The following is a 664-nucleotide window of genomic DNA, read 5'->3' as shown; positions in this document are numbered from 1 at the left end:
GGGTCATTTTCTTAAACCGCTCTAACAGAGCGGGGTCTTGCAAAAGTGTGTCAAGAGTGTTTTGTAGAACCAAAATATTAGATATAACAATCTTTTGTCAAGCTCCGTGCTATATTTTTTGTGAATGAAATCACAAACTATTGGAAGAAATATTGCCTATTACAGAAAGGAAAATGGATTAACTCAAAAAGAACTTGCTGCTCGAATGAGTATTCCTGCGAATTTAATCTCTCACTACGAAACTGACAGACTGAAAGTCACGGCAAATACACTTTATAGAATTGCCAAAGTATTAAGAGTTAGTGCTGACAAACTTATCGGACTAAATTCCTCCTCAGAAACGGAAGAAATGCTAAGTTTAAAAATTGTTAAGAGAATGAAAAAAATTGAAAAATTAGACCTTCCGAATCAGAAAACCCTCTTGAAAACAATAGACAACTATCTAAAGGGGGCTAAATAAAGAAGCTAAGCTCATCTTTTGATCCTTCACCCCCCAAGCGGCTCATCCAGGGCCTTTAGGTATCAGCTTGCAGATAGCAAACCCTTAAGCCAAACCTCTTTCTTACGAAGCCTCATAAACGAGCTTTGAGCTTCCTAGACTAATCAAAGCCCCACAGCCTGCAAGCCGATACCGCCTTGCTAGTCGATAATGCAGCATTATCGA

The 664-nt window shown here is 38.7% G+C and carries 1 protein-coding gene; it reads left to right on the top strand.

Annotated features, from left to right (window positions below; genetic code table 11):
• Nucleotides 1–124 precede the first annotated feature (124 nt).
• The gene (locus S1OALGB6SA_RS01090; protein WP_124032270.1) at nt 125–460 is read left to right on the top strand and encodes a helix-turn-helix domain-containing protein; all 336 of its coding nucleotides are present in this window, start codon (nt 125–127) and stop codon (nt 458–460) included.
• Nucleotides 461–664: the final 204 nt, after the last annotated feature.

The sequence above is a fragment of the Olavius algarvensis spirochete endosymbiont genome (assembly GCA_900608495.1).
Classification (GTDB): domain Bacteria; phylum Spirochaetota; class Spirochaetia; order DSM-2461; family DSM-2461; genus UBA2779.
Note: the sequence above shows the minus strand (reverse complement) of the source record. Positions and strands in the feature narration are given on the sequence as shown.